This window comes from Pseudomonas wenzhouensis (genome assembly GCF_021029445.1).
GTDB lineage: Bacteria > Pseudomonadota > Gammaproteobacteria > Pseudomonadales > Pseudomonadaceae > Aquipseudomonas > Aquipseudomonas wenzhouensis.
Genome location: NZ_CP072610.1, coordinates 898,910 through 923,976, shown reverse-complemented (window position 1 = coordinate 923,976; position 25,067 = coordinate 898,910). Strand labels below are relative to the sequence as shown.

Sequence of the window (25,067 nt, the reverse complement as noted above, 5' to 3'; positions counted from 1 at the left end):
TAAGGCTGTGGAGACTTAACCCGGAACGCGGCGGATCTTGGCGCCCAACAGCTGCAGTTTTTCCTCGATGCACTCGTAACCACGGTCGATGTGGTAGATGCGGTCGATCAGCGTATCGCCTTCGGCCACCAGCGCAGCCAGCACCAGGCTCGCCGAGGCGCGCAGGTCAGTCGCCATCACCGGCGCGCCCTTGAGCTTCTCGACGCCGGTCACCACAGCCGTGTTGCCTTCGACCAGAATATTGGCGCCCATGCGCAGCATCTCGTAGACGTGCATGAAGCGGTTCTCGAACACGGTTTCGATGATGGTGCCGGTGCCTTCGGCCACCGCGTTCAGGGCGATGAACTGCGCCTGCATGTCGGTGGGGAACGCCGGATAGGGAGCGGTGCGCAGATTGACGGCCTTCGGGCGCTTGCCCTTCATGTCCAGCTCGATCCAGTCCGGCCCGGTGGTGATTTCGGCGCCTGCCTCCTGCAGCTTGGCCAGCACGGCCTCCAGGGTCGACGGATCAGCGTCCTTGACCTTGACCCGACCACCGGTAACGGCAGCGGCCACCAGGTAGGTGCCGGTCTCGATACGGTCGGGCATGACGTTGAAGCGCGCGCCATGCAGGCGTTCGACGCCGTCGATGATGATGGTATCGGTACCCGCGCCTTGGATCTTCGCACCCATGGCGATCAGGCAGTTGGCCAGGTCGACCACCTCAGGCTCGCGCGCGGCGTTTTCCAGCACGCTGCGGCCCTTGGCCAGGGTTGCGGCCATCATGATGTTCTCGGTGCCGGTCACGCTGACCACGTCGAAGAAGAAGTGCGCACCGCGCAGACCACCTTCGGGCGCCTTGGCCTTGATGTAGCCACCTTCAACATCGATGATCGCGCCCATGGCCTCGAGGCCACGGATGTGCAGGTCGACCGGACGTGAACCGATGGCGCAGCCGCCCGGCAGCGCCACTTCGGCTTCACCGAAGCGCGCGACCATCGGGCCGAGCACCAGGATCGAGGCGCGCATGGTCTTGACCAGCTCATACGGCGCGACCAGGGTCTTGATCGCACGCGCATCGACTTCCACCGCCAGCTTCTCGTCGATCACCGGCTCGATGCCCATGCGCCCGAACAGCTCGATCATGGTGGTGATGTCGTGCAGGTGCGGCAGGTTGCAGATGGTCACGGGCTCGTCGCCCAGCAAGGTGGCCGCAAGAATCGGCAGCGCAGAGTTCTTCGCACCGGAAATGCGGATTTCGCCATCGAGGCGAACGCCGCCGGTAATGATCAGTTTATCCATAGGAATCTCGTCGCCCGCAGGCTCAGGAACGCGCGGCCCAGTCGGCCCGGCTGAAGAATTTCATGGTTACCGCATGGATGCTGCCATCGGCGATCCAGGCATTGAGGTGGGCGTAGATCTGCTGCTGACGCTTGACCGGGCTGAGGGCGGCCAGCTCGTCGCTGATCAGGTTGAGCTGAAAGTTGCAGCCTTCGCCTTCGACTTCCACCTGGGTGTTCGGGAGTTTTTCCTCTAGGAGGCTTTTTACTTCTGCAGCCTGCATGCTCGACCTCGACTGACGCATTCGGGCTACCAGCGCCCGCGGGTCGGCCATCATACAAAAAAGCCTCCCGCCTGCGAACCCCGCCAGCAGCGGCAGTGACGCAACGACGGAAGGCACTTCACGCTTGCAGCGGCAACAATTCCAGCAGACCGCTGAACTGGGCAATCTCGCGCATGTCGTCGGGCAAGCCACTGATGCTCAGCTCGCGCCCGGCCTTGCGCGCATCGCGCATGAACGCCAGCAGCAGCGCCAGACCGACACTGCTGGATTTCTCTACCGCAGTGCAATCGAGCACCAGGTGTGCCGTGCTACTGCCTGCAATCAGGCGCGCACCCTGCTCACGCAGTTGCGGGCCGGTGCTGTAATCCAGCACGCCGCTGAGCTGCAATTGCCCGGAAGCGCGCTCGCTGATGCTCGCCTGACTCACGACTCGCCCCGAGCCTGACGGGCACGAGCCACGGTATCGGCCCAGGTGTCGATGACCTTGTCCAGGTCATTGCGATTGGCCTGCATCGACTGGGCGAACTGATCACGGAACAGCTTGCCGACATTGATGCCGTTGATCACCACATTGCGCAGCTTCCAGCCGCCATCGATCGACACCATGGTGTAGGACAGCGGATAGACCACGCCCTTGCCGTCACGAATTTCCATGCCGACCGAAGTACGCTCACCCTCGGCACGACCGCTGGCTGGCAGCACGCGAATGTCCTGGTTGTTGTACTCGAGCAGAGCATTGCCATAGAACTGCATCAGGCTGCGCTTGAAATTCTCCTGGAAGCGGGTCATCTGCTCGGGCGAAGCCTGACGCGAATAGCGCACGGTCATCACACCCCGGGAAATACCGTCGACATCGACCACAGGGCCGAGAATCTCGTTGAGCGAGTCATAAAAGGCATTGGGGTTGTTGCGGTACTGCTCCTTGTTGGCCCTGAGGTCAGCCAACAGGGTATCGGTGGTCTGCTGCACCACATCGTGGGCGCTCGGCGCCGCAACAGCCAGCAGCGGTAGAGTGGCCAGCAACGCCAGCAGGGAATTACGCACGGTCTTGAACATGCCAGGAGCCCTCATCAATTGGCTTCATCTTTATTGACCGAATTGAGCAGGAATTTGCCAATCAGGTCTTCCAGCACCAGCGAGGACTGCGTGTCGTGGATGGTGCTGCCATCCTTGAGCACCTCCTCGTCACCACCCACGCTGATGCCGATGTATTTCTCGCCGAGCAAGCCTGCGGTCAGGATCGACGCAGTGGAATCCTCAGGCAGGTTATTGACGTTGCCATCGAGCTCCAGGGTCACCCGCCCCATGTAACTGTCACGATCCAGATCGATCGCCGTGACCTTGCCGATGCTTACGCCGGCCATGGTCACCTTGGCGCGCACGGTCAACCCGGCGATGTTGTCGAAATAGGCGTAGACCTTGTAGGTATCGCCAGCACTGCCGACGCTCAGGCCACTGACGCGCAGGGCCAGCAGCAGCAGGGCCAGCACACCGGCCATGAGGAACAGGCCGACACCAATCTCCAGCGTGCGGTTTTGCATCAGAAGTCTCCAAACATCAAAGCGGTCAGAATGAAATCCAGGCCCAGCACGGCCAACGAGGCGTACACCACGGTGCGCGTGGTCGCGCGGCTGATGCCCTCGGAAGTGGGTTCGCAGTCGTAGCCCTGGAACACGGCGATCCAGGTCACTACGAAGGCGAAGACGACGCTCTTGATCAGGCCATTGAGCACATCGTCATAGAAGGAAACACTGTTCTGCATGTTGGCCCAGAACGAGCCCTCATAGACCCCCAGCCAGTCCACGGCGACCATGGCCGCCCCCCAGATGCCGACCACACAAAAGATCATCGATAGCAGCGGCATGGAGATGAAGCCCGCCCACAGCCGCGGCGCGACAATGTATTTGAGCGGGTCGACGCCAATCATCTCCAGGCTGGAGAGCTGCTCGGTGGACTTCATGTTGCCGATCTCGGCCGTCAGCGCCGAGCCGGCGCGGCCGGCGAACAGCAGCGCGGTCACCACCGGCCCAAGCTCACGCAAGAGCGTCAGCGCGACCATCTGCCCGACCGCCTGCTCGGAACCGTAGCTGACCAGAATGTTGTAGCCCTGCAGGGCCAGCACCATGCCGATGAAGATGCCGGAAACGACGATGATCGCCAGCGACATCACGCCAACCGCGAACAGCTGCTTGATCAGCAGTTGCAAAGGCTTGCCGGCACGACTGCGACCGAGCAGCGCTCCGCCCAGGAACAGTACCGAACGCCCCAGCGTCGCGACCACATCGATACCCGCACGACCGAACAGCCGCAGCCGTTCGAGCGGTGAAATTCTGCGCATCACCCTCTCCCCAACAGATCTTCGCGGTAGTCCGGCGCTGGAAAATGAAAGGGCACCGGACCATCCGGCGTACCCTTCATGAACTGACGGATACGCGGATTATCCGACTCCATCAGCTCGGCCGGCGTGCCATGCCCCAGTACCTGCGCATCACCGACCACGTAAATGTAGTCAGCGATGCTGGCGGTTTCAGCCAGGTCATGAGAGACCACCACACTGGTGATCCCCAACGCATCGTTGAGCAGACGGATCAGGCGCACCAGAACGCCCATAGCGATGGGATCCTGCCCTACGAACGGCTCGTCATACAGCAGGATCTGCGGATCCATCGCGATGGCGCGGGCCAACGCGACACGACGCTTCATACCCCCGGAAAGCTCGTCCGGCATCAGTTCCAGCGCCCCACGCAGACCAACGGCCTGCAATTTCATCAGGACGATGTCGCGAATCATTTCTTCGGGGAGTTTGGTGTGCACACGCAGCGGGAACGCCACGTTCTCGAACACGTCGAGGTCGGTGAACAGCGCACCGCTCTGAAACAGCACGCCCATCTGCTTGCGCATGTCGAACAGCTCATCACGCGATAGCTTAGGCAGGCTGACACCGCCGACGCGAACATCGCCAGCAGAGGGCCGCAACTCGGCAGCGATCAGGCGCAACAAGGTGGTCTTGCCGCAGCCGGACGGCCCCATGATGCCGGTGACCTTGCCGCGCGGGATGCGGATGTCGACCTTGTCGAAAATCGACCGCGCGCCACGCTGAAAGCTCACGCCCTGCAACTCGATCGCGTACTCGTGCTCGGCGCTCATCTGAACTCCTTGAAAATCAGGCCTTCCTTGCAGACGCTGCCTCCAGAAGCAAGGACACGCGCCAGCCAGAGGGGCCAAAATGGCCGCGAACTATAGCACTGGCCGGACACGCCACCCAATAGCGCCAGGGCGCAACGTTCAGACTTGCGACAGTTTCGACAGTACCCGGACGAGTCAAAGGTGAGCACTGCAAGCATTTCCCGTTATAATCGTCGCCTTTTTCGCCCTCCAGACTGACCCAGCATGAACCAGACCCGCGACCTGATCGACTCTGCACAACGCACCATTCGCCTCGAAATCGAAGCCGTGCAGGAGCTGCTGCCACGCATCGACGCCGACTTCGTCAAAGCCTGCGAGCTGATTTTGAACTGCAAGGGCCGCGTCGTCGTGGTCGGCATGGGCAAGTCCGGGCATATCGGCAACAAGATCGCCGCGACCCTGGCCAGCACCGGCACCACCTCGTTCTTCGTTCATCCGGCCGAAGCCAGCCATGGCGACATGGGCATGATCACCAAGGACGACATCGTCCTGGCCCTGTCCAACTCCGGCAGCACCGCCGAGATCATCACCCTGCTGCCGCTGATCAAACGCCTCGGTATCCGCCTGATCAGCATGACCGGTAATCCGGATTCACCGCTGGCCAAGGCCGCCGAGGTCAATCTCGATGCTCGCGTCCCGCAGGAAGCCTGCCCGCTCAACCTGGCACCGACCTCCTCGACCACGGCCAGCCTGGTACTTGGCGACGCCCTGGCCATTGCCCTGCTCGAAGCGCGCGGTTTCACTGCCGAAGACTTTGCTTTCTCTCACCCGGGCGGCGCCCTTGGCCGACGCCTGCTGCTCAAGGTGGAGAACGTGATGCATGCCGGCGACGCCCTGCCACGCGTACATCGTGGTACCAGCCTGCGCGACGCCCTGCTGGAAATGACCCAGAAAGGCCTGGGCATGACCGTGGTACTGGAGACGGATGGCCGCCTGGCCGGTATCTTCACTGACGGCGATCTGCGTCGCACCCTGGACAGGGGCATCGACGCACGCCAGGCCCTGATCGATGAAGTCATGACCCCTCATGGCAAGACCGCCCGCGCGGAAATGCTCGCCGCCGAAGCCCTGAAAATCATGGAAGACAACAAGATCAACGCACTGGTGGTGGTCGACGACCTGGACAACCCGGTCGGCGCCCTCAATATGCATGACCTGCTGCGCGCCGGAGTAATGTGATGAACGACCTGCTGCAACGTGCCCGCGCCGTGAAACTGGCGATTTTCGACATCGATGGCGTACTTACCGATGGTCGCCTGTACTTTCTCGAAGACGGCAGCGAATTCAAAACCTTCAACACCCTCGATGGCCACGGCATCAAGATGTTGATCGCCTCGGGCGTGCGCACCGCCATCATCAGCGGGCGCAAGACCCCGGTGGTGGAGCGTCGCGCCAACAACCTGGGCATCCAGCATCTGTTTCAGGGCCGCGAGGACAAACTCGTGGTTCTCGACGGCCTGCTCGCCGAACTCGGCCTAAGCTATACAGAGGTTGCCTACCTTGGCGATGATCTGCCGGATCTTCCGGTGATTCGCCGGGTCGGATTGGGCATGGCCGTGGCCAGCGCCGACAGCTTCGTGCGTCAGCACGCCCATGGCGTCACCCAGGCTCGCGGCGGCGACGGCGCGGCACGGGAGTTCTGCGAACTGATCATGCGCGCCCAGGGCACACTGGATGCGGCCCAAGCCGCCTACCTGTAGAGAACAGCATGCCGCGTAAAATCACCAACACCCTGATCCTTGCTCTGATTGCCGTCGTGGTGGCCGCTCTCGGTTACTGGAATCTGGCCCCGGATACCGACCGCCAGGCGCGCCAGAACGCCAATGACAACGTCGTCGACTTTTACGTCGTGGGCGCACGCACCGTGCAGTTTCAGGATGACGGCGCCCTGCATTACCGCATGACGGCGGACAAGCTCGAACACGTCAAGAGCACCGACATCACGCTGGTCGAAAAGCCCAAGCTGGATCTCTATCGCGGCAGCGAACTGCCCTGGAATGTCACCAGCCAGCGTGCCGAAGTCTCGCCTGGCGGCGTCGAGGTAGAACTGATCGATGATGTGCGCATCGCCCGTACCGATGCCAAGAACCGCCCGACCATCATCACCAGCAACCGCATGACCGTAATTCCTGACAAGGAATATGCGCAGACCGAGCAAGCCGTTAGAATCGTCGCGGCCAACGGGGTGACCACGGCACAAGGAATGAAAGCGTACTTGAATGACGGCCGGATGATCCTGCCGTCCAACGTAAGAGGCCAGCATGAGGTTCGTTAATACCCTCCCCCTTATTCTCGCCCTCGGTGCCGCATTGGGAAGCGCGGCGGCCTGGGCACTGCCATCGGATCGCGATCAGCCGATTCGCATCCAGGCCGACAGCGCCGAACTGGATGACCGTCAAGGTGTCGCGGTTTACCGTGGCGACGTGATCATCACCCAGGGCACGCTGAAGATCACGGGTGACACCGTGACCATCACGCAGACCGCCAGTGGCGATATCGACGTATTCACTGCGGTGGGCAATCTGGCTTATTACGAGCAGAAACCAGCCGTGGACAAGGACATCGTCAAGGCTTACGGCAAGACGATCCAGTATTTTGCCAGCAACGAGCGCATCGTACTGATCGACCAGGCCAAGGTGATTCAGGAAGGCAATACCTTTGAAGGCGAGAAGATCGTCTACGACACCCGCCGCCAGATCGTCAATGCCGGCCGTGCCACGGGTGGCAATGTCAGCATGCCGCGCCCACGCATCGACATGGTTATCCAACCGAAGAACAAACCTGCGGATCAACAGCAGTAATGGCCATTCTCAAAGCCCAACACCTGGCGAAAAGCTACAAAAGCCGCCAGGTCGTGCGTGATGTCAGCCTGAGCATCGAAAGCGGCCAGATCGTCGGCCTGCTCGGCCCCAATGGCGCCGGCAAGACCACCTGCTTCTACATGATCGTCGGCCTGGTACGCGCCGATCAGGGGCGCGTGCTGATCGACGACCTGGATGTCAGCCACCAGCCCATGCATGGGCGGGCGCGCGCAGGTATCGGCTACCTGCCGCAGGAGGCTTCGATCTTCCGCAAGCTGTCAGTGGCCGACAACATCATGGCCATCCTCGAAACGCGCAAGGATCTGGATCGTGCTGGGCGCCAGGCGGAGCTGGAAAACCTGCTGCAGGAATTTCACATCCACCATATCGCTGGCAATCTGGGCATGAGCCTGTCCGGTGGTGAACGGCGCCGCGTGGAAATCGCCCGCGCGCTGGCGACCAACCCCAAGTTCATCCTGCTCGACGAACCCTTTGCCGGTGTCGACCCGATTTCGGTAGGCGATATCAAGCAGATCATCCATCACCTCAAGACCAAGGGCATTGGCATCCTGATCACCGATCACAACGTGCGCGAAACCCTGGACATCTGCGAAACCGCCTACATCGTCAACGACGGACAGCTGATCGCCGAAGGTGACGCCGAGGCCATCCTCGCCAACCAGACGGTCAAAGAGGTGTATCTGGGTCACGAGTTCCGCCTGTAGCGGATAACAGCGCGCGCTGCTGATGTTTGAAACAGCCTGCAAGTCGCCGTTGTTTCGCTACAGAAATATTGCAACCCCTAGGCAAGAACGAGAAGTTCAGGCATATAATTTGCTTCCTGGCGGCGCTTCGGCGCCCTGATGTGGAAGGCGTAACTCGCCAGTAAATTAAGGTCTGCAATGAAACCATCGCTAGTCCTCAAGATGGGCCAGCAGCTGACGATGACCCCGCAGCTGCAACAGGCTATCCGCCTCCTCCAATTGTCGACCCTGGACCTGCAACAGGAAATCCAGGAGGCACTGGAATCCAATCCCATGCTCGAGCGCCAGGAAGATGGCGACGACTTCGACAACAGTGACCCCATGGCTGATGGCGCCGAAAGCGCCACCCCAGCTCCGAGCAAGGAAGAGAGCTACCAGGAAACCGCCCCGACGGTGGATAACCTGGAAGAAGGCGAATGGGGTGAACGCATCCCCAACGAGCTGCCGGTCGATACCGCCTGGGAAGACATCTACCAGACCAGCGCCAGCAGCCTGCCCAGCAGCGACGATGACGAGTGGGACTTCACCACCCGCACCTCAAGTGGCGAAAGCCTGCACAGTCACCTGCTCTGGCAACTGAACCTGGCCCCCATGTCGGACAAGGATCGGCTGATTGCCGCTACCCTGATCGACTGCATCAACAATGACGGCTACCTTGAGGAAACCCTCGAGGAAGTGACCGAGTCCTTCGACCCGGAGCTGGATGTCGAACTGGACGAAGTGGAAGTGGTACTGCACCGCATCCAGCAGTTCGAACCTGCCGGTATCGGCGCCCGCGACCTGCGCGAGTGCCTGCTGCTGCAACTGCGCCAACTGCCCAGCAACACCCCCTGGCTCAACGAAACCCAGCGCGTGGTGAGCGATTACCTGGAGCTGCTCGGCAGCCGTGACTACGCCCAACTGATGCGCCGCAGCAAGCTCAAGGAAGACGAGCTGCGTCAGGTCATCGACCTGATCCAGCGCCTGAACCCGCGTCCGGGTTCGCAGATCGAATCCAGCGAACCGGAATACGTGGTACCCGACGTGATCGTGCGCAAGCACAATGACCGCTGGCTGGTGGAACTGAACCAGGAAGCCATGCCGCGCCTGCGCGTCAACCCACAGTACGCAGGGTTCGTCAAACGTGCCGACTCCAGCGCCGACAATACCTTCATGCGTAATCAGCTGCAGGAGGCGCGCTGGTTCATCAAGAGCCTGCAAAGCCGCAACGAAACCCTGATGAAGGTCGCCACGCAGATCGTCGAGCATCAGCGCGGCTTTCTCGACTACGGCGACGAGGCCATGAAGCCGCTGGTGCTGCATGACATCGCCGAAGCGGTAGGCATGCACGAGTCGACCATCTCGCGCGTCACCACGCAGAAATTCATGCACACCCCGCGTGGTATTTACGAGCTGAAATATTTCTTCTCCAGCCACGTCAGCACCTCCGAAGGCGGCGAATGCTCGTCTACCGCGATCCGCGCCATCATCAAAAAACTGGTTGCCGCGGAAAACGCGAAAAAGCCATTGAGTGACAGCAAGATCGCTGGTTTACTGGAGGCACAAGGCATCCAGGTCGCACGCCGGACAGTAGCCAAGTACCGTGAATCTCTCGGTATTGCGCCCTCCAGCGAACGCAAACGCCTGATGTGAGCAAGATCGACTGATCGCCCCGGCGAACAGGCCACAGTGTTCCGGTGGTGGGTCTGACCCAGACCCATCTCTTACACAAGGCAACAAGGAGAAAGCGGTATGCAAGTCAACATCAGTGGACATCAGCTGGATGTGACCGACGCCCTGCGTGACTACATCGGCGAGAAACTCGGCCGACTGGAACGCCACTTCGACAAGATCACCAACGTTCAGGTGATAATGGAGGTCGAAAAACTCAAGCAGAAGATCGAAGCCACCCTGCATATTGCCGGTGGTGAAGTCGTCGCCAATGCCGAACATCAGGACATGTACGCAGCCATCGACCTGCTGGCCGATAAACTCGACCGTCAACTCATCAAGCACAAGGAAAAGCAGCTCGAACGCCTGCAAGGCGCCACGGCCCGCTGACATTCCCCATCCATGATCCGACTTGAAAACATCCTGACCCCCGGCCGTTCCCTGGTGAACGTGCCGGGTGGCAGCAAGAAACGCGTACTCGAACAGATTGCCAACCTGGTTGCCCGCGACCTGCCCGACCTGGATACCCAGGATATCTTCGAAAGCCTCATCGCCCGCGAGAAGCTCGGTTCCACCGGCTTCGGCAACGGCATCGCCATTCCGCATTGCCGCCTGGCTGGCTGCAGTGCACCCATCAGCGCTGTCCTGCATCTGGATGCTGCCGTCGACTTCGATGCCATTGACGGTGCGCCAGTGGATCTGCTGTTCGTCCTGCTGGTGCCGGAAGCGGCAACCGATGCGCACCTCGAGTTGCTGCGGCAGATCGCCAGCATGCTCGATCGCCAAGATGTGCGCGAACGTCTACGTCAGGCCAGCAGCGGCGAAGAGCTTTATCAGGTCGTCGTAGACATTCAGAACGGTCACTGAACATGCGCCTGATCATCGTCAGCGGCCGCTCCGGCTCGGGCAAGAGCACCGCCCTCGATGTACTCGAAGACAACGGTTTCTACTGCATCGATAACCTGCCAGCCGGCTTGCTGCCGGATCTGGCCGGGCGTTTCCTGCCGCACAGCGACATGCTGTTGCCGCAGGTGGCCGTTTCCATCGATGCGCGCAACCTGCTGAGCCAGCTCAAGCGCTTTCCGGAATTGCTCGAAGAAGTGCGTACACGCAACATTCGCTGCGATGTGCTCTACCTCGACGCCGAAGACGAAACCCTGCTCAAGCGTTTTTCCGAAACACGCAGACGCCATCCGCTGACCAACGACAATCGCTCGCTGGCAGAAGCCATCGCTTATGAAAGCCAGCTGTTGGCGCCAATCACCGACCGTGCCGACCTGAAGATCGACACCACCCGGCTGAACCTCTACCAACTGCGCGACACCCTCAAGCTGCGCCTGCTGGGTCAGGAACAGACTGGCACGGCCTTTCTTGTCGAGTCCTTCGGCTTCAAGCGCGGCATGCCGGTCGACGCCGACCTGGTGTTCGATGCACGCTGCCTGCCCAACCCGTACTGGAAGCCTGAGTTGCGCGACTATTCCGGCTTGGATCAACCCGTGGTCGACTACCTGGCCGCACAGCCGGAGGTCGAGGAGATGTATCAGGACATCCTCGCCTATCTGGAAAAATGGCTACCGCGCTTTGCCGCCAGCAACCGCGCCTACGTCACCATTGCCATTGGCTGCACCGGCGGCCATCACCGCTCGGTGTACCTGGCCAATCGCCTGAGCCAGGCACTCAAAGCCCCGCTGAAGAGCGTCCAGGTACGTCACCGCGATCTCAGCTAAGGAAGTCCGCCGCGATGCCCGCACGCGAAATCACCATCATCAACAAGCTTGGCCTGCACGCACGCGCCGCCGCGAAACTGGTCGGCCTGGCAAGCACATTTCCCTGCCAGGTTCGTATCGGACGCAGTGCTGACAGCCTGGTGGACGGCAAAAGCATCATGGCAGTGATGATGCTGGCCGCTGGCAAGGGCACAACCGTGCACCTGCTGACCGAGGGTGAGCAGGACGAAGAAGCGATGACCGCGCTGGTTGGACTGATCGAGAACTACTTCGACGAAGGCGAGTAAAACCAGGGCCACCCAGCGATGGCCCTGTGATGACTGCCGCCTTCAACTGCCCGCGACAGTCATTTTCTCGATCAGCACCGAGCCGGTGCAGATATTGCCGCGCCGCTCCAGGTCGCGACCGACCGCAACGATCTGGCGGAACATGTCGCGCAGGTTGCCGGCGATGGTCACCTCCTGCACCGGAAACTGGATCTCGCCGTTCTCCACCCAAAAACCCGCCGCGCCGCGCGAGTAATCGCCGGTGACCAGATTCAGCCCCTGCCCCATCAGCTCGGTCACCAGCAAACCACGGCCCATACGGCGAAGCAGCGCCTGTTGGTCTTCATCGCCATGGGTGACGAACAGGTTATGCACGCCGCCGGCATTGGCGGTGCTCGGCAAACCCAGCTTGCGCCCGGAATAGGTGCCAAGCACGTAGGACACCAATTCGCCCTTGTCCACGAAGGGTTTCGCGTAGGTGGCCAGGCCATCACCATCGAAAGTGGCACTGCCCAGTGCGCGTGGCAGATGTGGGCGCTCGTCGAGGCTCAGCCACTCGGGGAACAGGCGCTGACCCAGCGCCCCTTCGAGAAACGAGGACTGGCGATACAGATTGCCCCCCGAGATCGCCGCCAGTAGATGGCTGAACAATCCACCGGCCAGCTCGGCAGCGAACAGTACCGGCACTTCGCAGGTTGGCACCGGCCGTGCGCCCAGGCGGCTGACAGCGCGCTCGGCGGTGCGCTGGCCAATGCCCACGGGATCGGCCAGCAGGTCACCCTGACGATTGACGTCATACCAGTAGTCGCGCTGCATCTGCCCTTCACCTTCGGCAATCATCACGCAACTCAGACTGTGGCGGGTACTGGCGTAACCACCGATGAACCCGTGGCTGTTGCCATACACTCGGCAACCCTGGTGGGTGTTGAGGCTGGTGCCATCGGCGTTCTTGATCCGCTTATCAGCGGCGAACGCGGCGGCTTCACAGGCCAGCGCCTGCTCGACGGCCTGCTCCGGAGTGATCGACCAGGGGTGATAGAGATCCAGCTCCGGCAGCTCGCGGGCCATCAGCGCAGCATCGGCGAGGCCGGCGCACTCATCCTCGCTGGTGTGTTTGGCAATCGCCAGGGCCGCAGCCACCGTCTCGCGAATGGCCTCGATGCCAGTAGCCGAGGTGCTGGCCGAGCCCTTGCGCTGGCCCACGTAGAGGGTGATGCCGAAACCCTGATCGCGATTGAACTCGACAGTTTCCACCTCGCCCTGGCGCACCGTGGTGGACAGCCCCTGCGCGGCCGAAACGGCTACCTCGCAGGCACTGGCGCCCTGGCGCCTGGCCTCGGCAAGAATCGCCTCGACCTGCTCTTGCAGTGCAGGCAAGGCCTGCGGCCCGATACGTTCTACTTCACTCATAACCACTCCCGATTCTCTTGGCGCAGGCACTAGTGGTAAACACTCAAGGCCTGCTCTCGACCGCCCGCCCACAGGCCGACCGTCACGGTTACTGCTATCATGGCGGCGTTTCCCTCTGGACCCACCCCATGTCTGATTCCTACGACGACTTCTCCCTGGAGAAGAGCAAATCCCAGGTCAAACGCGAACTGCATGCCCTGCAGGAGCTTGGCGAGCGACTGACCACGCTCAAGGCGGATCTGCTGGCCAAGATGCCGCTGACCGATGCCCTGCGCCGCGCCCTTGCCGAAGCGCCGAAACATACTGCCAACGCCGCCCGCAAACGCCACATCCAGTTCATCGGCAAGCTGATGCGTGAACAGGATGTCGACGCGATCGTTGCCATGCTCGACCAGGTAGACAGCTCCACCCGCGAGTACAACGAACGCTTCCACGCGCTCGAACGCTGGCGCGACCGCCTGATCGCAGAGGGCGACAGCGCGCTGGAGAGCTTCGTCGAGCTCTACCCCGACGCTGACGTCCAGCACCTGCGTGGCCTGGTGCGTCATGCGCAGCACGAAGCGGCGCGCAACAAGCCACCAGCCGCGGCGCGCAAGGTGTTCAAGTACATCCGTGAGCTTGACGAAATCCAGCGCGGCCTGCGCTAGACATCGTCATACCGGCGCGACTCACGCGCCGGTACCACCTACGGTGATCGCGTCGATCTTCAGCGTCGGCTGGCCGACGCCTACCGGCACCGACTGCCCATCCTTGCCGCAGGTGCCGACGCCGCTGTCCAGGGCCAGGTCATTGCCGACCATGGACACCCGGCTCATGGCCTCCGGGCCATTGCCGATCAGCGTGGCGCCCTTGACCGGCGCAGTGATCTTGCCGTCCTCGATCAGGTAGGCCTCGCTGGTGGAAAAGACGAACTTGCCGCTGGTGATGTCCACCTGACCGCCGCCAAGGTTGGCGCAGTAGATGCCCTTCTTCACAGAGCGGATGATTTCCTCCGGGTCGCTTTCGCCCGCCAGCATGTAGGTGTTGGTCATGCGCGGCATCGGCAGGTGCGCGTACGACTCGCGACGGCCGTTGCCGGTGGCGGCCACGCCCATCAGGCGCGCGTTGAGCTTGTCCTGCATGTAGCCCTTGAGCATGCCATTCTCGATCAGCGTGGTGCACTGGGTCGGCGTGCCTTCGTCGTCGACGCTGAGCGAGCCACGCCGTCCGGCCAGGGTGCCGTCGTCGACGATGGTGCACAGGCTGGACGCAACCTTCTGCCCGACCTGGCCGCTGTAGGCTGAGCTGCCCTTGCGGTTGAAGTCGCCTTCCAGGCCGTGGCCGACCGCTTCATGCAGCAGCACACCGGACCAGCCGGCGCCCATCACCACCGGCATGCTGCCGGCAGGCGCGGCGATGGCTTCGAGGTTGACCAGCGCCTGGCGCAGCGCCTCGCGGGCATAGCCCATGGCGCGGTCTTCTTCGAGGAAATAGCGATAGTCGGTACGCCCGCCGCCGCCGTGACCACCGCGCTCGCGGCGACCATTCTGCTCGACGATGACGCTGACATTGAAGCGCACCAGCGGACGGATATCGGCACTCAGGCTGCCATCATGCGCGGCCACCAGAATGCGATCCCAGACGCCGGCCAGGCTCACGGTGACCTGTTTGATGCGCGGATCGAGCGCACGCGTGGCGCGGTCGATACGCTGCAGCAATTCGACCTTCTCGGCGCGGCCCATCACGTCCAGCGGATTGCCTTCGGCATACAACTGGGTCACCTGCGGGCTGACGAACGCCTGCACGCGGCCCTGCTGGCCGGCGCGCGAGATCGAACGTGCAGCCTGTGCGGCCTGGGTCAGGGCAGCGAGGCTGATGGCATTGCTGTAGGCAAAACCGGTTTTCTCACCGGACTGGGCGCGCACGCCAACGCCCTGATCGAGGTTGAAACTGCCCTCCTTGACGATGCCATCTTCCAGCACCCAGGTTTCCGACACCTGGCTCTGAAAATACAGATCGGCGGCATCGATGCCAGGCCCTGCGACTTCGCCCAGCATACTGCCGAGGCTATCGAGGGTCAGATTACCGGGAGCCAGCAGATGCTCGCTGACGGATTGCAACATCGTATTCATGGTCACTCCACATGCGGACGCAGGACGTCCGGCAAGACAAATCGGCGGTGCTGCTGCACCGGCATACGTTGACGAATGGCGGCCTGCTCCGCGGCATCACGGGCAGTCAGCAGAGCACCCTCGCCCTGGTCCTGTTCGACCACTACCTTACCCCAGGGGTCGATGATCGCCGAATGGCCAAAGGTCATGCGCTGCCCCGGGTGCTCGCCGCCCTGGCCGGCGGCCAGCACATAGCACTGGGTTTCGATGGCACGGGCGCGGGTCAGCACCTGCCAATGCGCCGCGCCGGTCACGGCGGTGAACGCCGCCGGCACGCTGATCAGCTCGGCGCCGGCTTCACGCAGCGCAGCGAACAGCTCGGGGAAGCGCAGGTCATAACAGACGCTCAGGCCCAGACGCCCGACCGGCGTATCCGCCACCACGACGCGCTGGCCATGAGCGAAATCATCCGACTCACGATAACGGCCACGGTTGTCGGCCACCTCGACGTCGAACAGATGCAGCTTGTCATAACGGGCCACGCGCTCGCCCTGATCGTCGATCAGTAGTGAACAGGCGTGCGGCTTGCCTTCGGCATCATCATCCGGCGGCAGCGGCAAGGTGCCGGCCACTATCCATAAGCTGAGGTCACGCGCAGCACGTTTCAACCAGGGCAGGATCGGCCCCTCGCCCAAGGCCTCGGCCCGGCCGATGGCGGCCAGATCAGCACGGCCCATGGCGGCGAAGTTCTCGGGCAGCACGGCAAGGCGCGCGCCGCCCTGGGCTGCGCGCTCCAGCATGCGCCGCGCCAGGCGCAGGTTGGTTTGCACGTCGTCCTGACTGACCATCTGGATTACAGCGAGGTTCATGGCGGTACTCATCAGTTCTCGTTGTGACAGCCTACGCCAAGACGCACCGTCATTGCGGCTTTTCGAAAGGCTTGTCGAAGCTGATATCCGGTTCCTGCAGCGGGCCCTTGACGTCGTACTGCACGCTGGCGAAACGCGCGACCTTGTCACCCAGCAACTTGTCGGCCACGAACAACGCCCCGCCAATGGCCGGCGCGCCGACAATCAGTGCTGCCAGTGGCAAGTTGTTGGTCACCGGCAGGGTCACCAACAACTTGGCGTCGATGCGCTCATCGCGCATGTCCAGATTGCCATTGAGCTCCAGGTTGCTCGACGGCCCCGTCAGGGTGATCGGCTCCCGGGTGACGAACAGACCATTGGTGGCCTGCAGGTTGCCCTTGACCCGGTCGTAACTCAGCCCCTTGCCCAGCAGGTCGGAGAAGTCCAGACGCAGACGCCGGCCAATCGAGTTGAAGTTGAGCAGGCCGAATACCCGCAACGCCTGGGCCGAGCCCTGCACTTCGACGAACTGGCCCTTACGTAGCGAAGGATCGAGATTGCCGGAAAAACGCCTGAGCGAGAACCACGCCGGAGAGCCGGGCCAGGTGGCATCGGCGTCTACCCGGAAACTTTCGCTGGTAACGCTGGGGGCATAATCCCAGGCTTGCAGAATGTCGCCGAGATCCTTGCCCTGTAGGCGCCCCTTGTACCAGCTTTGGGTGTTGCCAGGCGTGCCTCGCCAGCCACCACTACCACCAATCTTCAGCCCCTGCAGATCGAGGTCGAGTTCATCGAAACGCACGCCCTGCGCCTCGGGCCTGACCTTGAGCGACCAGGCGCCCAGCACCTTGTCGCCACGCTGTACACGCTGAATACGGATATCCATGGCCGGCAGCGTGCCGGGATCGAAATCGGCCAGGGGATCAGGCGCATCGACGACCTTCGCCGCTTCAGCGTCCGGCGCCGGCAGGCGTACATACTGCAGGTCGATGGCAATCGGCGTGTCCGCACCATCGGCCAACAGCACACGCCCGGCGGCCAACTCGCTGTCGATCTGCAAGGCCCAGGCCTGGTCTTCTCGCGCCAGGCCAAGCGTCAGTTGCTCGACCTCCTGACCAAAACCACGGAAGCGTCCGACATCCAGCCGCACACTGCGCAGCAGGCGCTGGCTATCAGCATCCACCTTGACCGGATGATTGCTGCCGAGTTGCTTCCAGGCATCGAGATCCAGTTCGTCCAAGCGCCCGCGCACGCGCAGCCCCTGGCCAGGCGGCAACCCCGCCGGGGCACCACCGAGCACCAGTTCACCCCGACCGTCGGCCAGCGCGCCAGGAGGTGCGGCCAGATTCAGGCTAGCCAGATCGCCATACTCGGCCCAGTAGCGGCGCTCGCGACCGGCCAGGGTCATGCGCCAGCTGGCATCCCGCGCCTGCTGCGCCGTCTTGCCGAAGGGGGCTGGTAGCTCGACCGCCACACCACGCAGGTTGGAGTCGACACGTAATTGACTGTCATCGCCATCGAGCGTCAGGCGCAGGCGATACGGCAGCACGCCGCTGACCGGCATTTTCTGCGGTCCGCCCAGCCATTGGCTGAGGGTTTCGACCTGCACCTGGCCACGCAGATCGAAACGTGTAAGCGCCTTGCCACGCGCACCCTCGGCGCTGATCTTGCCGCGTACCGGGCGCCCGAAGACCTCGGCACGCACATCCGGCGCACTCAAGCCAGCGGCGCTGTTGAAGCGAAATGCCCCCTGCAGGTTACTCAGTTGCAGATCGGGATTGGCCAGCTTGAGACTCGCGCCCTCGGTGGCGAAATCCACGACCACAACAGGTGGCACCCCTTTTTGCAGCGGAATATCCAGTTGCAGGCGACCGGCCAGCGGGCCGTCGCCCTGCCAGCCAGCGAAGAGCTCCTGTGTCCCCAGTGGCGCTTCCTGCAACAGCTTGATGGCGTCGGGCAGGCTGCTCTGTACATCGCCGTCGAGCTGCAGGCGCGGCGCCTTGCCATCATGCAACAAGGGGATGTTGGCGGTCACGTCACTGACCTGGCTTTGCAGCAGGCGCCCATTCTGCAGGCGCACGCGTACTGCATCGTCCTCGATCAACACCTCGCCCACACCCTCCCGCAGCGAAGGCCAGCCCGGTTGAAAGGCCAGCTCGGCATCCTTGACCTTGAAAAACAGGCTGATGCTGCGCGCGCCGAGCTCTGCACCCTTGCTCAATGACCCCTGATACTGAAAGTAGCCTTGCTCGACATGGCCGCCGCGAATCGCCGTCTTCAACCACTGGTCAAGCTCGCGGCTCATCCCCGGTGAGCGGCTCGGTAAGTACTTCTCGGTATAGGCCGCGTCACCATCACGCAGCCCGACGCGCAGATCCATGTAGTCCTCTGCCTCGGGGTCGCGCAGCAGACGGATCAGCATGTCACCGGCGATCTGCCCCTCCTCGCCATCAAGGCGCATATAGGGGCTGTACAGGGTCAGGCCGGTTTCGCTCCAGTCCCAACTCAAGCGCGCCTGAGCATGGCGATAGCGCCAGGGTTTGGGGAACAGTTGATCCAGGTGCAGGGCGAAATCCTCGGTATTGAGGCGCAACTCACCTTTGAACAGGTTGCCCGAGGCACTGCCGGTGACATTCTCCACGGCCGGCGCGCCGTGATAGGCCCGTATCCCCACCCTGTCCAGATTGGCGGCGAACTGCAGGCGCTCTGCACCTTCACGTTGCGGGTAGTAGTCGAGCAGCAGGTTGTTGACCGCACCGACCGGCGCCAGCGCGACCAGTACATCGCGTGCAGTTTCGGGCATCGGCAGCAACGCCTGCACCAAGGGTGCCCATGCGGCGAGATCGAGGCGGTCGGCCGTCAGCGCCCAGCGCTCGTCAGCCTCACCCGTGTCACTCTGTTTCAGCTTCAGGTGCAGCTCACCAATGCGCTGTTCGCCATGGCTCAGGGCCAGGGAATCGATCTGCGCACGCACACCCTGCTCGTCTTGCTCGAAGAAGGCATTGAACGCCACATCCCTGAGCGTCACTGGAGCCCGCTCAGCCTGACCACCCACCAGCTCGGGGGCATGCAGGCGCAAGGCCCCCTTGTGCAGGGCCAGACCACGACCCTGCAGCCACAGCTCACCGCCGGCCTGCAGGTGCTGCGCCTGCCAGTCGCCAAGCAGCGATTTTGGCAGCCAGGCCGCCCAGTCACTCTGCGGCAAGCTCAAATAGAGTTCGGACTCGGCCTCGCGCCAACTCTCAGGCTGCATCCGTGTGCGCAAGCGCAGCGCCACCGGTTGACCGTCGGGCAGCAGCAAGCGGCCGTCGAGGCGCTGGCTGTTACTGCCGTAACGCAAGCTCAGATTGACGTAGCTGAGCAACAGCGGCGCCTGATCGAGCGGCTGCAGCACCACACGACTGTCGAGCAGACTGATGCGGTGCACGATCTGCAACTGCTCCAGTAGCTGTCCGACATTCAACTCGGGACCGCTGCGTTGTGGCATCCCTTGCAACTGCCAGCCACCTTCGGCGTTCTGCTGCACGTTCAGCTGCAGACCATCGAACTGCAGGTGGGCGATGCGCGGTTGGCGTGCCAGCAGGCTGCCACCCACGTCCGGCACCAGTCGCACGCGCTCCAGGCTCAGGCCTTCCTCCTCGCTACCCAGACGCACATCGTGCGCCTCCAGCACCGGGGCAAACCCCTGCCAGCGCCCCTCGAGACGGCCGATGCGCACCGGCACGCCCAACTGCGCACTGGCGCGATCCTCCAGCTCGAGGCGGTATTCGGCCACCAGCGGTACCAGTTCACGACCCAGGCTGACGTACAGCGCCGCCAGCACCAGCAAGGCGGCGCACAGCCCCAGCCCCCAGCGCAGCAGCGCCGAGAACAGGCGCGCCAGGGTATTTATCCGGGTGCTGGCGGTGCTCAGAGCAGCACCACGTCGTACTGTTCCTGGGAATACATGGTTTCCACCTGGAACTTGATGGTACGTCCGATAAAGGCTTCCAGATCGGCGACGTTGCCCGACTCTTCATCGAGCAGGCGATCGACCACCTTCTGGTTGGCCAGCACGCGATAGCTTTCCGCCTGGTAGGCGCGGGCTTCGCGCAGAATCTCGCGGAAGATCTCGTAGCAGATGGTCTCCGGCGTCTTCAACTTGCCGCGCCCCTGACAGGCACTGCACGGCTCGCAGAGAATCTGCTCGAGGCTCTCGCGTGTGCGCTTGCGGGTCATCTGCACCAGACCAAGCTCGGTGATGCCAATAATGTTGGTCTTGGCATGATCGCGTTCGAGCTGCTTTTCCAGGGTGCGCAGCACCTGGCGCTGATGCTCCTCGTCTTCCATGTCGATGAAGTCGATGATGATGATGCCGCCCAGGTTGCGCAGGCGCAGCTGGCGGGCAATGGCCGTGGCCGCTTCCAGATTGGTCTTGAAGATGGTCTCTTCCAGCGTGCGATGGCCGACGAAGGCGCCCGTATTGACGTCAATGGTGCTCATCGCTTCGGCGGGGTCGACCACCAGATAGCCGCCGGATTTCAGCGGTACCTTGCGTTCCAGTGCGCGCTGGATTTCGTCCTCGACGCCATACAGGTCGAAGATGGGCCGTTCGCCTGGATAGTGCTCCAGCCTGTCGGCAATCTCCGGCATCAGCTCGGCAACGAACTGGGTGATTTTCTGGAAGGTTTCCCGCGAGTCCACGCGAATCTTCTCGGTGCGCGGGCTGACCAGGTCGCGCAGGGTGCGCAGTGCCAGGGACAGATCCTCGTAGATCACCACCGGCGCCTTGGCATGCTGGATCTGCGCACCGATCTGATCCCAAAGGCGGCGCAGATAGCGGATATCGATCAGAATTTCATCAGCGCCCGCACCCTCGGCGGCAGTGCGCAGGATGAAGCCGCCGGCTTCCTCGATGCCCTCGGCGGCGACGCAATCGGCGACCACCTGCTTGAGGCGGTCGCGCTCGGTCTCGTCTTCGATCTTCAGCGAAATCCCGACATGACTGGTACGCGGCATGTACACCAGGTAACGCGAGGGAATCGACAGCTGGGTGGTCAGGCGCGCGCCCTTGCTGCCGATGGGATCCTTGGTCACCTGCACCACCAGGCTCTGCCCTTCGTGCACCAGGGCGCTGATCGGCTCGACCGCAGCCCCCTCACGGGTGGAGATTTCCGAAGCATGGATGAACGCCGCCCGCTCCAGGCCGATATCGACGAAGGCCGCCTGCATGCCGGGCAACACACGCACCACCTTGCCCTTGTAGATATTGCCGACGATGCCGCGCTTCTGCGTGCGCTCGACGTGCACTTCCTGCAGCACGCCGTTTTCCACCACCGCCACGCGCGACTCCATCGGCGTGATATTGATCAGAATCTCTTCGCTCATGCATCCATCCCGCTGGATTCAATGCCCGCTCAGCAGGGCAGATAGTTTATTTCGCGGCCTGTTGTTGCCAGCAGGCGATACCGAAATCACCGAGTAACTGCGCCGTCTCACACAATGGCAGCCCGACCACGGCCGAATAGCTGCCTTCGAGACGACTGACGAATACTGCCGCCAATCCCTGAATACCATAACCGCCCGCTTTGTCGGCGGGCTCGCCACTGGCCCAATAGGCAGCAATTTCGGCATCGCCGAGGTGACGAAAGGTTACTTCGCTGCACACCACCTGCGCCGCTTCACGCTGCGCGCTGACCAGGGCTACGGCCGTCATCACCTGATGAGTGCGCCCCGAGAGCCCGCGCAACATGCGACTGCAGTCGGCGAAATCCTGCGGTTTACCGAGTATCTGCCCCTCGAGCACTACGGCGGTATCCGCGCCCAGCACCACGGCGTCGGCAGATTCGTCCAACGCGAGCAGCGCAGCACGCGCCTTTTCCCGCGCCAGACGCTCTACATAGGCTGTCGCAGGCTCGTCTGGCAAGGGCGTTTCATCTATCGAGGCGATTTGCGTGACGCAGGGCACGGCGATCTGAGCCAGCAATTCACGGCGACGGGGCGAGGCGGAAGCCAGAAACAGCGTGGCCATGCGGGTATCTCCTATGAGCGACCGCAGCCAGCCATGCGCCTGGCTGCGCTCAGTTGACGTTGAGGCGCAGGTGCAGGCTGCGCAGAATGGCGCAGATCCAGGGCCATAGCAGGGCACTGACCAGTGCCGGCAAGACGAAGGCCAACGTCGGCGGACGGCTGCCGGTCAGGGCGTTGAGCCACAGTTGCACCAGCTGCGCCAGGCCGAAGACCACCATCAGCACCATGCTCTGCTGCCACATGGGAAACATGCGCAAACGCTGATGCAGGCTCAGCACCAGAAAGGTGATCAGGGTCAGAATCAGCGCATTCTGCCCCAGCAAGGTGCCGAACAGCACATCCTGGGCAAGGCCCAGAACCCAAGCCGTGGTCATACCGACGCGATGCGGCAGGGCCAGCACCCAGTAGGTCAGAATCGAGGCAACCCACAGCGGACGGCCCATTTGCATGAACTCGGGCAGCGGCGAAACGCTGAGCAACAAGCCGAGCGCCAGGCTCAGCCAGATCACCCAGCCGTTACGGGGCTGTATACCAGCCATCAGTTGCTCTCCTCTGCGGGGGCGTCTGCGGCCGGTGCATCAGTGGCCGGCTGAGCATTGCCAAGCGCCTGCTCGGCTTCGCGGTCAGCGGCCTCCTGAGCCTCGGCCGAATCGTTGGCACGCTGCTCGGGCGTGCGCCGGTCGGAGAACACCAGCAGCAGGTAACGGCTGCGATTGAGCGCGGCCGTGGGGACGGCGCGAACGATGGCAAAAGGCTGGCCGGAGTCGTGAATCACTTCCTTGACCGTCGCTACCGGATAGCCGGCCGGGAAGCGCTGGCCCATGCCCGAGCTGACCAACAGATCGCCTTCCTTGATATCAGCGGTGTCGGCGACATGACGCAACTCCAGACGCTCGGGGTTGCCGGTGCCGACGGCGATGGCGCGCAGGCCGTTGCGGTTGACCTGCACCGGAATGCTGTGGGTGTTGTCGGTCAGCAACAGCACGCGCGAGGTGTAGGGCATGATCTCGACCACCTGGCCCATCAGTCCGCGCGCATCGAGCACCGGCTGACCAAGGAACACGCCATCCTTCTCGCCCTTGTCGATCAGGATGCGGTGGGTATAGGGGTTGGGGTCGACGCCGATCAGTTCGCTGACCAGCACCTCTTCGTCCACCAGCGCAGCCGAGTTGAGCAGCTCGCGCAGGCGTACGTTCTGCTCGGTGAGCGCGGCCAGCTTTTGCAGACGCCGTTGCAGCAGCAGCGCCTCGGCCTTGAGCTTCTCGTTTTCGGCCATCAACTCGCTGCGCGAGGAGATCTGCTGGGTCGCTCCGTCCCAGACGCGCACAGGCGCATCGGCCAACCAGTAGAAAGGCGTGAGCACCAGGCCCATCTGGCTGCGCAGCGGCTTGAGCGTCTCGAAACGGGCATCGACCACCATCAGCACCGCCGACAACACGGCGAATACCAACAGACGAATGCCCAGCGAGGGGCCTTTGGCGAAGAGCGGCTTAATGACCTGCTCCTTGTGCGCCACGGGGGCGAAAAGCACGCGGATTCATGCGAAGGGCGAACCGGTCAAACGAAGAGTGGGCCGAGTGTACTGCAATGCTCGAATATGCGCGTGCCGCCCGGAGGCGGCACGGCGGACACGCGGGGTGAACCTTACTCGGTGGAGAGCAGATCCATGGCGTGGCGATCCATCATTTCCAGGGCCTTGCCGCCGCCACGGGCGACGCAGGTCAGCGGGTCTTCGGCGACGATCACCGGCAGGCCGGTTTCCTGCGAGAGCAGCTTGTCCAGGTCACGCAGCAGTGCGCCACCACCGGTCAGCACCAGGCCGCGCTCGGCAATGTCCGAGGCCAGCTCGGGCGGCGACTGCTCCAGCGCGCTCTTGACCGCCTGCACGATGGTCGCCAGGGATTCCTGCAGCGCCTCGAGCACTTCATTGGAATTCAGGGTGAAACTGCGCGGTACGCCTTCAGCCAGGTTACGGCCGCGCACGTCGACTTCGCGGATCTCGCCACCCGGGTAGGCAGTACCGATTTCCTGCTTGATACGTTCGGCCGTGCCTTCACCGATCAGCGAACCGTAGTTGCGGCGCACGTAGGTGATGATGGCTTCGTCGAAGCGGTCGCCGCCGACGCGAACGGACTCGGCATAGACCACGCCATTCAGGGAAATCAGGGCGATCTCGGTGGTACCGCCGCCGATATCGACGACCATCGAGCCACGGGCTTCCTCGACCGGCAAGCCGGCGCCGATGGCAGCGGCCATTGGTTCTTCGATCAGGAACACTTCGCGGGCACCGGCGCCGAGCGCCGATTCACGAATGGCGCGACGCTCGACCTGAGTCGACTTGCACGGCACGCAGATCAGCACGCGCGGCGACGGCTGCAGGAAGCTGTTCTCGTGAACCTTGTTGATGAAGTACTGCAGCATCTTTTCGCAGACGCTGAAGTCGGCAATCACACCGTCTTTCATCGGGCGGATGGCGGAGATATTGCCAGGCGTACGACCGAGCATGCGCTTGGCATCGGTGCCGACAGCCACGACGCTCTTCTGGTTGCCGTGGGTACGGATGGCGACCACGGACGGCTCGTTCAGGACGATACCGCGCTCGCGCACATAAATAAGGGTATTGGCAGTGCCCAGATCGATCGACAGATCGCTGGAAAACATGCCACGCAGTTTCTTGAACATTAGGAAGGGACCCTAGGCAACGCGTGGGTGAAGGCCAGGCGCGCAAAACGCGCAGGTAAAAAGTGCGGCAAACTCTAACAACGGCAGGGAT

At 62.7% G+C, this 25,067-nt stretch carries 27 protein-coding genes; 11 read left to right on the top strand and 16 right to left on the bottom strand.

All coding sequences use genetic code 11. From position 1 onward, the window contains the following. Positions 1–15: 15 nt before the first annotated feature. The 7 genes from murA to J7655_RS04135 all read right to left on the bottom strand — a co-directional run bounded on the left by murA (position 16) and on the right by J7655_RS04135 (position 4,690). On the bottom strand, positions 16–1,281 hold the full coding sequence (gene murA, locus J7655_RS04165; RefSeq protein WP_230926701.1) for a UDP-N-acetylglucosamine 1-carboxyvinyltransferase: 1,266 nt from the start codon (positions 1,279–1,281) through the stop codon (positions 16–18). 22 nt (positions 1,282–1,303) lie between these two features. Further along, complete coding sequence (locus J7655_RS04160; protein ID WP_220802712.1) at positions 1,304–1,543, bottom strand: BolA family protein; 240 nt, start codon at positions 1,541–1,543, stop codon at positions 1,304–1,306. 118 nt (positions 1,544–1,661) lie between these two features. Then, complete coding sequence (locus J7655_RS04155) at positions 1,662–1,970, bottom strand: STAS domain-containing protein (RefSeq protein WP_230926700.1); 309 nt, start codon at positions 1,968–1,970, stop codon at positions 1,662–1,664. Continuing rightward, entirely contained in the window at positions 1,967–2,599 is a 633-nt protein-coding gene (locus J7655_RS04150) for an MlaC/ttg2D family ABC transporter substrate-binding protein (RefSeq protein WP_230926699.1), read from the bottom strand. Before J7655_RS04150 ends, J7655_RS04155 begins: the two co-directional genes overlap by 4 nt. Before the next feature lie 14 nt (positions 2,600–2,613). Further along, entirely contained in the window at positions 2,614–3,084 is a 471-nt protein-coding gene (gene mlaD, locus J7655_RS04145; protein WP_013714108.1) for an outer membrane lipid asymmetry maintenance protein MlaD, read from the bottom strand. Further along, on the bottom strand, positions 3,084–3,881 hold the full coding sequence (mlaE, locus tag J7655_RS04140) for a lipid asymmetry maintenance ABC transporter permease subunit MlaE (RefSeq protein WP_230926698.1): 798 nt from the start codon (positions 3,879–3,881) through the stop codon (positions 3,084–3,086). The genes mlaD and mlaE overlap by 1 nt, the downstream gene beginning before the upstream one ends. Further along, complete coding sequence (locus J7655_RS04135; protein ID WP_230926697.1) at positions 3,881–4,690, bottom strand: ATP-binding cassette domain-containing protein; 810 nt, start codon at positions 4,688–4,690, stop codon at positions 3,881–3,883. Before J7655_RS04135 ends, mlaE begins: the two co-directional genes overlap by 1 nt. A 243-nt stretch (positions 4,691–4,933) precedes the next feature. On the opposite strand from J7655_RS04135, the gene J7655_RS04130 reads away from it, so the two are divergent. From J7655_RS04130 to J7655_RS04085, 10 genes are all read left to right on the top strand, one after another. Then, complete coding sequence (locus J7655_RS04130; RefSeq protein WP_230926696.1) at positions 4,934–5,908, top strand: KpsF/GutQ family sugar-phosphate isomerase; 975 nt, start codon at positions 4,934–4,936, stop codon at positions 5,906–5,908. Next, the gene (locus J7655_RS04125) at positions 5,908–6,429 is read left to right on the top strand and encodes a KdsC family phosphatase (RefSeq protein ID WP_230926695.1); all 522 of its coding nucleotides are present in this window, start codon (positions 5,908–5,910) and stop codon (positions 6,427–6,429) included. The genes J7655_RS04130 and J7655_RS04125 overlap by 1 nt, the downstream gene beginning before the upstream one ends. Before the next feature lie 8 nt (positions 6,430–6,437). After that, the gene (gene lptC, locus J7655_RS04120) at positions 6,438–7,004 is read left to right on the top strand and encodes an LPS export ABC transporter periplasmic protein LptC (protein WP_230926694.1); all 567 of its coding nucleotides are present in this window, start codon (positions 6,438–6,440) and stop codon (positions 7,002–7,004) included. Beyond that, a complete protein-coding gene (gene lptA / locus J7655_RS04115; protein ID WP_230926693.1) occupies positions 6,991–7,530 on the top strand; it encodes a lipopolysaccharide transport periplasmic protein LptA in 540 nt (179 codons plus the stop codon). The genes lptC and lptA overlap by 14 nt, the downstream gene beginning before the upstream one ends. Then, positions 7,530–8,255, top strand: coding sequence for an LPS export ABC transporter ATP-binding protein (lptB, locus tag J7655_RS04110; protein WP_230926692.1), 726 nt, complete (start codon positions 7,530–7,532; stop codon positions 8,253–8,255). The genes lptA and lptB overlap by 1 nt, the downstream gene beginning before the upstream one ends. Before the next feature lie 177 nt (positions 8,256–8,432). After that, positions 8,433–9,926 (top strand): RNA polymerase factor sigma-54, encoded by a 1,494-nt coding sequence (locus tag J7655_RS04105; protein ID WP_230926691.1) that lies wholly within the window; start codon positions 8,433–8,435, stop codon positions 9,924–9,926. A gap of 99 nt (positions 9,927–10,025) precedes the next feature. Beyond that, the gene (hpf, locus tag J7655_RS04100) at positions 10,026–10,334 is read left to right on the top strand and encodes a ribosome hibernation-promoting factor, HPF/YfiA family (RefSeq protein WP_230926690.1); all 309 of its coding nucleotides are present in this window, start codon (positions 10,026–10,028) and stop codon (positions 10,332–10,334) included. Positions 10,335–10,346: 12 nt separating this feature from the next. Beyond that, positions 10,347–10,811 carry a PTS IIA-like nitrogen regulatory protein PtsN gene (ptsN, locus tag J7655_RS04095; RefSeq protein WP_230926689.1) on the top strand — a complete coding sequence of 155 codons (465 nt, stop codon included), beginning with the start codon at positions 10,347–10,349 and terminating at the stop codon, positions 10,809–10,811. Positions 10,812–10,813: 2 nt separating this feature from the next. After that, positions 10,814–11,671, top strand: coding sequence for an RNase adapter RapZ (gene rapZ, locus J7655_RS04090; protein ID WP_230926688.1), 858 nt, complete (start codon positions 10,814–10,816; stop codon positions 11,669–11,671). 14 nt (positions 11,672–11,685) lie between these two features. Beyond that, positions 11,686–11,958, top strand: coding sequence for an HPr family phosphocarrier protein (locus J7655_RS04085; protein ID WP_230926687.1), 273 nt, complete (start codon positions 11,686–11,688; stop codon positions 11,956–11,958). 42 nt (positions 11,959–12,000) lie between these two features. Here the strand turns inward: J7655_RS04085 and pmbA are convergent, their stop codons facing one another. Then, positions 12,001–13,347: a metalloprotease PmbA gene (gene pmbA / locus J7655_RS04080; RefSeq protein ID WP_230926686.1), complete on the bottom strand. Its 1,347-nt coding sequence runs from the start codon at positions 13,345–13,347 to the stop codon at positions 12,001–12,003. A gap of 128 nt (positions 13,348–13,475) precedes the next feature. Here pmbA and yjgA point away from each other — a divergent pair, with 128 nt between their 5' ends. Then, positions 13,476–13,994 carry a ribosome biogenesis factor YjgA gene (yjgA, locus tag J7655_RS04075; protein WP_230926685.1) on the top strand — a complete coding sequence of 173 codons (519 nt, stop codon included), beginning with the start codon at positions 13,476–13,478 and terminating at the stop codon, positions 13,992–13,994. Positions 13,995–14,015: 21 nt separating this feature from the next. Here yjgA and tldD read toward each other — a convergent pair whose 3' ends face one another. The 8 genes from tldD to mreB all read right to left on the bottom strand — a co-directional run bounded on the left by tldD (position 14,016) and on the right by mreB (position 24,976). Then, a complete protein-coding gene (gene tldD / locus J7655_RS04070) occupies positions 14,016–15,458 on the bottom strand; it encodes a metalloprotease TldD (protein ID WP_230926684.1) in 1,443 nt (480 codons plus the stop codon). A gap of 2 nt (positions 15,459–15,460) precedes the next feature. After that, on the bottom strand, positions 15,461–16,306 hold the full coding sequence (locus J7655_RS04065) for a carbon-nitrogen hydrolase family protein (protein ID WP_230927665.1): 846 nt from the start codon (positions 16,304–16,306) through the stop codon (positions 15,461–15,463). Between the two features lie 49 nt (positions 16,307–16,355). Further along, positions 16,356–20,177: a YhdP family protein gene (locus J7655_RS04060; protein WP_230927664.1), complete on the bottom strand. Its 3,822-nt coding sequence runs from the start codon at positions 20,175–20,177 to the stop codon at positions 16,356–16,358. Positions 20,178–20,194: 17 nt separating this feature from the next. Continuing rightward, complete coding sequence (gene rng / locus J7655_RS04055; protein WP_230926683.1) at positions 20,195–21,652, bottom strand: ribonuclease G; 1,458 nt, start codon at positions 21,650–21,652, stop codon at positions 20,195–20,197. 46 nt (positions 21,653–21,698) lie between these two features. Next, a complete protein-coding gene (locus J7655_RS04050) occupies positions 21,699–22,295 on the bottom strand; it encodes a Maf family protein (RefSeq protein WP_230926682.1) in 597 nt (198 codons plus the stop codon). A 49-nt stretch (positions 22,296–22,344) separates the two neighbouring features. Further along, entirely contained in the window at positions 22,345–22,833 is a 489-nt protein-coding gene (mreD, locus tag J7655_RS04045; RefSeq protein ID WP_230926681.1) for a rod shape-determining protein MreD, read from the bottom strand. Continuing rightward, positions 22,833–23,789: a rod shape-determining protein MreC gene (gene mreC / locus J7655_RS04040; protein WP_322939821.1), complete on the bottom strand. Its 957-nt coding sequence runs from the start codon at positions 23,787–23,789 to the stop codon at positions 22,833–22,835. The genes mreD and mreC overlap by 1 nt, the downstream gene beginning before the upstream one ends. Before the next feature lie 149 nt (positions 23,790–23,938). Continuing rightward, positions 23,939–24,976, bottom strand: coding sequence for a rod shape-determining protein MreB (mreB, locus tag J7655_RS04035; RefSeq protein ID WP_045734124.1), 1,038 nt, complete (start codon positions 24,974–24,976; stop codon positions 23,939–23,941). Positions 24,977–25,067: the final 91 nt, after the last annotated feature.